Source organism: Parundibacterium terreum, from assembly GCF_014636315.1.
GTDB lineage: Bacteria > Pseudomonadota > Gammaproteobacteria > Burkholderiales > Burkholderiaceae_D > Undibacterium > Undibacterium terreum.
On the sequence record NZ_BMED01000011.1, the window covers coordinates 42,908 to 49,407 of the forward strand.

Sequence of the window (6,500 nt, forward strand, 5' to 3'; positions counted from 1 at the left end):
TCCCTTTTTATTGGACGAGGCTTGTTGGTTAGCCGTGCGTGCCATTTTCGGTATCGAAGCTTTGCTGAGGCACGACCTTTAGCGGCGGCGCCTTGGGGCGTATGCCAAGAACCCGGCTCAATATCTCGGTTTCAACCGGCAGGGCAGCAGATTTCCATCGGATCAGCTTGATTCCTGCTTTATCCAGGGCAAATTTCTTTGCCTCGTCGGCCTGCTTCCTGCCGCGGCTGGGCGATTTTTCCTCGATGTCGATGGCGGCTACGATATTCAGGTCTTTTTCGCAAATCAAAAAACTGACCGCCTGCATGGCGATCGAACTTCTGGCTTCGGCATGGGATGAACTGAGTATCCTTGGCAGGCTGACCTGGGTGAATACCAGGTGTTCCGGCAAGGCCTTGGCCAGTCTCCAATACATGAGCTCGCCGCTATCGCTCAACGGTTTTTTCTTGCGGAAGTCGAATTCACTCCGGTTTTGACGGCTATAAATGAACCATCCTGCTGCACCTAGGGCAAAGACGATTAAGATATAAGCGAGATAAGTCATGTTCATTGCAGTTCCTTGAGCGAATCGACTATTAAATACTATATGTAACAGCATGCACTTTCTGTCGAGTAAATGTAACGAACTTTACCAAATGAAACAAAATAGTCAAAAAGCAACAATTTGATACTTTTAGGCTATGGTTATGTAATTCGGGTATGGAGGATTGATTTCTGTAAATAGATTGAACCGTCTTGCTTCGTCAGGGTATATACGGACAAGACAAAGGGGAGTTGATGGCGCAGAATCGCGAAGCAGACGTCACGGGCACTGAAAGCAGGGCTTCAGCAACAGAATTAAATGAACAACACCTCATCAGCCGTATTGCTGAGGGGGACAGGCGTGCGTTCGAGGCCTTGTACCGGAATTATTTTCCCCGGCTGGTAAAGTTTCTCGGCCGGATGACACGTAGCCTTGCCTTGGTTGAGGAAATTATCAACGACACGATGCTCACGGTTTGGCAAAAGGCATTCAGCTTCAATGGCAGTTGTAAGGTATCTACCTGGATCTTCGCAATTGCCTATAGAAAGGCCTTGAAGGGGCTGCGCCAGATGGATGAGCCGCTTGAGCAGGACAATGATGAGATCTGCCTGGATGAAAGCTTGAACGAGCCGGAGCAGGGTGTGATGCATAAGGAACTGCATGCGAGTATAGAGCAGGCTTTGCACGCCTTGCCAATAGAGCAAAGCGCGGTGATTCATCTTACTTATTTCCACGGCATGGCCTACGGCGAGATCGCCGAGATCATGGATTGTCCGGTCAACACGGTAAAGACGCGCATGTTCCATGCGCGCCGCCGTTTGAAAACTTTGCTTTCTTATTATGTGGAGGCGCAGGGATGAGCGCGCGTATAGTTACTTTGGATGCCACGGTGCACAAGGCAGCGCAGGAATTGCTGCCGTGGTTTGTTACGGATACTTTGGAAGGTGAGCAGCTTTCGATGGTGCAGGAGCACATACGCAATTGCGCGCAGTGCCAGGCCGATATCGCATGGCAGCGCAAGTTCCAATCCGTCTACCTGCCGAGCGATGCAGCGCCGGATGTTGATAAGGCGTTTGCGCAACTGCTGGCGAAGCTTCCGGCGCAGCCGCAGGCGCCAAAGCGCAATCTGCTGGCAATAGTGCGCTCCTTGTTTTCAAGCGAGAATGTGCAATGGATGCGCTGGGGACTGGCCGCCCAATGTGCGATTATCGTTGGGCTGCTATTCCAGGTCGCGTCGCCTGTTGCCGACCATTCAGCCTACCATGTGCTGGGCACGCCGAAGGAAGCGGGCGGCAATCTGGTCGTCATGTTCAGGCCCGAGGTTAAAGAGCAGGACCTGCGGCGGATACTTCACGCAAGCAATGCAAGGCTGGTGGATGGTCCAACGGTGAGTGACGCGTATTTACTGAGCGTTCCAGAGGCCTCGGTGGCACAGGCGCTGGTGCAGTTGCGTGCAGAGCCTGCCGTGGCATTGGCGGAGCCCTTGGATTCCGGGAGCGGACGTTGATCAAATTCTGGGCATTCTGGGTTTTTGCTGTCCACGTTGCTATTTCCGCGTGCTATGCAGCAGATACGGGGGCGGCGAGCGCTGAGCGTCCGGGGCAGGGTGCTCCTGCGCAAATCCTGGTGATGCTGCATTTGCCTGCACCTCATTTTCGCCCGGATAACAGCTATAGCGGACGCTATACGGACGATAGTGGCCGCAGTGCGCGCCGCCGCATCGCTGAGGATCTGGCTCGGGTGCATGGTTTGACGCTGGTAGGCGACTGGCCCATGGCCATGCTGGGTGTCGATTGCTATGTGATGGCGGTGCCTGCGCCTGCGCGTGCGTCGCGTGAATCGGTTGCGCAGATTGTTGATACGCTCACCAAGGATGCCAGGGTGGAGTGGGTACAGGAGATGGGCGTATTTCATGCCCAGCAAAGCAGCGACCCTCTGTATCCGGTGCAACCGGGTGGCAAGGCCTGGCACCTGGCGGAAATCCATAGTGTTTCTACCGGCCGCAATATTCGCGTGGCGGTGATTGACAGCGGCATAGAGGATACGCACCCCGATTTGCAGGGGCAAGTCCAACTCAAAGAGAATTTCATTGACGGTAATCCCTATGTACCGGAATCTCATGGCACTGCGGTGGCCGGCATTATTGCGGCGCGTGCTGGAAATGGAGTGGGCATTGCCGGCGTGGCGCCGGATGCAAAGTTGATGGCTCTGCGAGCGTGCTGGGAAAATCCGGGCAAGACTGCCGAGTGTAATAGCTTCACCTTGGGGAAGGCGCTTAACTTCGCCATCTTGCACAATGCGCAGATTATCAACCTGAGTTTGAGCGGGCCCCCTGACCGGCTGCTGCAACGACTGGTGGATGCCGCGCTGAGTCGCGGCATTATAGTTATTGGTGCGGTAGATCCGCATGTCAAGGGTGGGGGATTCCCTGCGTCTTATCCCGGGGTGGTGGCGGTCAGCGATGACGCGGCAAAAGCCGCTACAGCCCAAGTGCTAATCGCTCCCGGCCGAGATATCCCGACTACAGTGCCGGGCGCCAAATGGCGTTTTGTTTCAGGTCCTTCATACGCTGCAGCGCATGTGTCGGGCATGATGGCATTGTTGCTGGAGCTGCACCCGGGGCGAACTTCCCATATTCGCGAAGGCATAGTTCTCACCGCGGCAGATGGGAATGACAGCGGCGCGGCTTTGCTGAGTTCCATTGATGTTTGTGCGACTGTTGCCAACCAGGCAGGAAAGTGTCTATGCTTATGCTCCTCGGCACATGCATTGAAAGTAAATCATAATCCTTGACTTGAAGAACGGTGCTTCTGTTTGGCTGCTTTGCGTGGCCGGGGCGCTGCTCGCCCTTGCTGCGGACGCCCGGTCCCAGGTCAGTGGGAGCGTGTCTGTGCTTTCCGACTACAGGTTCCGCGGTATCTCGTTAAGCGACGGAAAACCCCAGCCGCAATTGAGTCTTGGCTACGACAGCCCGGCAGGATGGTATGTCGGCGCTTTCGGGGCCGGTACCGAGTTGCGCGAGCGGCGTGACGTGCAAGTGATCGCCTATGCCGGGTATGCGCAGCGGCTGCCATTCGGCCTGACATGGGAAGTCGGGGTTACAAACTCCGTGTTCCTCAAAACGGCGGCCTATAACTATGCCGAAGTATATGCGGGCCTGGGCTTTGAAGACCTGAGCGGGCGAATATACGTATCTCCGAATTATTTTGGCCAGGCGATGCCTAGTGTTTATGCAGAATTGAATGCATCGCATCTGATTGCAGAGCGAACCCATTTGCTGGCGCATCTGGGGTATCTGAGGTCTTTTTCCGGAGCGGACGGCCCAGGCATCGTTCCCTTGTCGCGCGTCGATGCATTGCTTGGTGTCGGTAGCAGTTGGGCCGATTGGCGCGTGCAACTGGCATGGGTCGGTGTTCTGAAAACCCGCTCCCGCTATTATCTATATGGCGCGCACAACCCAAGTGCATTGACGCTGAGTGCGTCCTATTCATTTTAAAGCCGGCCTCTTCCTGGCTTTACTGTCCGTATTGATTTTTACAGACCGACAGACGGCGCTTGCCGGAAAATAAATTCAGAACCTTTTTGCCATGACCAAGGATACACGGGAAACCGTGTGCATTTTTTGTCGAAGCAAAAAGGAGATGTGATGAAAACTCAAACTCGTAGTGCAGGATGGCTGGCAGCAAATTTGTTTGCCCTAGGTTTGGCTGGTAGCCTGGCTGCTTGTGGCGGTAGTGACTATGGGGGAGGCATGGCCACGCCGGCGGCTCCTACGCAGCTTCCACCGGTAACGCCGCCTGTTGTGACGATGGCTTATTCTGCAAAAAGCATCGTTTCCGATGTGGTCGGCAATGCTGCCAATACAGATGCCAACCTGAAAAATGCGTGGGGAATTGCCTTTAATCCGACTGGCTTTGTCTGGGTTGCCAACAATGGAAGCTCAACTTCGACTTTGTATGACGGCAATGGCGTGCCGCAAACACTGATAGTTTCCTTGCCTGCGGGCCAGTCCGGCGCAAATAGTCCCACTGGAATTGTTTTTAACTCCAGCCAGGACTTCAAGGTAAGCCAAGGCGGAAAAACAGGCGCGAGCGCTTTCATTTTTGTCGGCGAATCCGGCACGGTATCGGGCTGGTCGCCGTCGGTGAATCTGAATAGCACGATCAATGTGGTTGATGGTGGTGCCGGCGGCAAGGTTTATAAAGGGCTGGCGATTTCCAGCTATCTTGGCGTGAACTATCTGTATGCGACTGATTTTCATAATGGAAACGTCGACGTCTATGACAGTACTTTTACCCAGGTATCGCTGCCGGGTGGCTTCAAGGACGCGTCCATTCCTGCTGGCTTTGCGCCTTTTGGCATACAGGCCATAGGCTCAAATATTTATGTCACCTATGCCAAGCAGGATGCCCAGGCGCATGATGATGTGATGGGAGCAGGGCTTGGAATTGTCGACGTGTTTGATAGCAGCGGTACTTTTCTTAAGCAACTGGTAAAAGCCGGCGCGTTGAATGCCCCCTGGGGCCTTGCGATGGCGCCGGCCAATTTCGGGCCTTTCAGCGGCAAGTTGCTGGTCGCGAATTTTGGCGATGGCAAAATCAATGCGTATGATCCGGCTGACGGTAGTTTTGCTGGAACCATCAGTAAGGCCGACGGCACACCGATTGTCATTGATGGATTATGGGGGATCGCGTTTGGAAACGGGATTAATAACCAGCCCGTGAATACCCTGTTCTTTACAGCAGGCCCTGCAGAAGAGGCGCACGGACTATATGGGCGGATTGATGTGCAGTAGGGTGGTTTGAGTCGCTTTGGCGGGAAGGTGGCGAAAGGAAGATTTTCGCCACCTGTGCATGCATGTCTATGCGGGAATAAAGGAAAGCTCGCACTCTTCGCAGCGTATGGCAAGACTGGGTTTGCCCCACACATTCACGCCGCAACCGGGGCAATAGTATTTTGTCTTGGCTTTAGCCACAGTGATGGATGGCGAAATCAGTTGCAGCGCGAGATTGGGAATGAGCTTTGACATGGGCAGGCTCAATACATTCTCTGCGGCCCTGACCGCAAGCGGCGCTTCTGTGATTTCTACACTGTCGGTAGTATCGGACAGATCTTCGTCATAGGTTTCTTCTGCATCAATATCATCCATTTCTCCTGTTGGATGCTCCATCTCGTCGCCGATTTGCCTTGCGACCCGCCTGTCTACCCAGTTGAACTGGTAGCCGCTCATGATCAGCCTGATGCAGGCTTGCTTGAAACGGCCGGCCTCGATAGGGTAATCCGACATTTTTTGACCTATCTTTTCCCCTCCCGGCTCGCCGGTGGAGCTGGGCATCAGGCCTATCGACTCCATTTTTTCCGCCCATTCCCGGTTGTGATAGCCGGTTCTGCTTGGATTGCCGTATTCATGCTGCCAGACGTGGCATTGCTCATGGACCAGGGTCTGGAATACTTCAATGACCTTGCGCCTGGCAAAATAGGCAGGATTAAGTGCGATTTCGTGTACCTCACTGTTGCCATCCTTGCTCCAGCGCGCGGCAGAAAAGAAGCCCATGGTGTTCTTTTCTCTTTGTACTGTAATAAGGCAGTGCGGCAGGCTGTTTTCAAAAAGCTGCATGTTGAAGTAATCAAAGGCATGCTGCAGACGCCCGTAAAACTCGTCGGTTGGTTTGATTTCTGTAACTTTCATTCAAAAAATGTATCGTACGAAACATTGAATGTCAAAGAAAAAGAAGCTTTCCTGCTATCTCTGTTATTCGCTCTATATATAGGGGCGGGCTAAGGTGCAAACTCACTTGGGAACTGCAAAATACTATTTTTAAAATAATTTACAAAAAAGCTTGCCAGTGCAGAAGTGGCTTGCTATAGTTCGGCTCCCGTCGCGACACGCAGTAAATGACGCGAAACGAACAGCAGGAAACAGGGTTGTTTGAGAGCGAGTTTTACGAGCGGAATGAGACGGGAAAGAAGCAAAAGC

The 6,500-nt window shown here is 53.5% G+C and carries 7 protein-coding genes; 5 read left to right on the top strand and 2 right to left on the bottom strand.

Features of this window, described 5'->3' with window-relative positions:
* Positions 1–28: 28 nt before the first annotated feature.
* On the bottom strand, positions 29–550 hold the full coding sequence (locus IEW12_RS28605) for a DUF2726 domain-containing protein (RefSeq protein WP_188569577.1): 522 nt from the start codon (positions 548–550) through the stop codon (positions 29–31).
* 227 nt (positions 551–777) lie between these two features.
* On the opposite strand from IEW12_RS28605, the gene IEW12_RS28610 reads away from it, so the two are divergent.
* The 5 genes from IEW12_RS28610 (at position 778) to IEW12_RS28630 (ending at position 5,318) form a co-directional block, all read left to right on the top strand.
* Positions 778–1,383 (top strand): RNA polymerase sigma factor, encoded by a 606-nt coding sequence (locus IEW12_RS28610; RefSeq protein ID WP_188569578.1) that lies wholly within the window; start codon positions 778–780, stop codon positions 1,381–1,383.
* Positions 1,380–2,030 carry a zf-HC2 domain-containing protein gene (locus tag IEW12_RS28615; RefSeq protein ID WP_188569579.1) on the top strand — a complete coding sequence of 217 codons (651 nt, stop codon included), beginning with the start codon at positions 1,380–1,382 and terminating at the stop codon, positions 2,028–2,030. Before IEW12_RS28610 ends, IEW12_RS28615 begins: the two co-directional genes overlap by 4 nt.
* Positions 2,027–3,316: a S8 family peptidase gene (locus IEW12_RS28620; protein ID WP_229751410.1), complete on the top strand. Its 1,290-nt coding sequence runs from the start codon at positions 2,027–2,029 to the stop codon at positions 3,314–3,316. Before IEW12_RS28615 ends, IEW12_RS28620 begins: the two co-directional genes overlap by 4 nt.
* A 34-nt stretch (positions 3,317–3,350) precedes the next feature.
* Positions 3,351–4,019, top strand: a complete 669-nt coding sequence (locus IEW12_RS28625; RefSeq protein WP_188569580.1) for a TorF family putative porin — start codon at positions 3,351–3,353, stop codon at positions 4,017–4,019.
* A gap of 150 nt (positions 4,020–4,169) precedes the next feature.
* Positions 4,170–5,318, top strand: a complete 1,149-nt coding sequence (locus IEW12_RS28630; protein ID WP_188569581.1) for a TIGR03118 family protein — start codon at positions 4,170–4,172, stop codon at positions 5,316–5,318.
* A gap of 66 nt (positions 5,319–5,384) precedes the next feature.
* Here IEW12_RS28630 and IEW12_RS28635 read toward each other — a convergent pair whose 3' ends face one another.
* Positions 5,385–6,212, bottom strand: coding sequence for a SprT-like domain-containing protein (locus IEW12_RS28635; RefSeq protein WP_188569582.1), 828 nt, complete (start codon positions 6,210–6,212; stop codon positions 5,385–5,387).
* Positions 6,213–6,500 lie beyond the last annotated feature (288 nt).

Excerpts from the sequence above, each read along its gene's own strand:
- IEW12_RS28610 (WP_188569578.1), top strand. The coding sequence starts at position 778 with ATGGCGCAGAATCGCGAAGCAGACGTCACGGGCACTGAAAGCAGGGCT.
- IEW12_RS28630 (WP_188569581.1), top strand. The coding sequence starts at position 4,170 with ATGAAAACTCAAACTCGTAGTGCAGGATGGCTGGCAGCAAATTTGTTT.
- IEW12_RS28635 (WP_188569582.1), bottom strand. The coding sequence starts at position 6,212 with ATGAAAGTTACAGAAATCAAACCAACCGACGAGTTTTACGGGCGTCTG.
- IEW12_RS28615 (WP_188569579.1), top strand. The coding sequence starts at position 1,380 with ATGAGCGCGCGTATAGTTACTTTGGATGCCACGGTGCACAAGGCAGCG.
- IEW12_RS28605 (WP_188569577.1), bottom strand. The coding sequence starts at position 550 with ATGAACATGACTTATCTCGCTTATATCTTAATCGTCTTTGCCCTAGGT.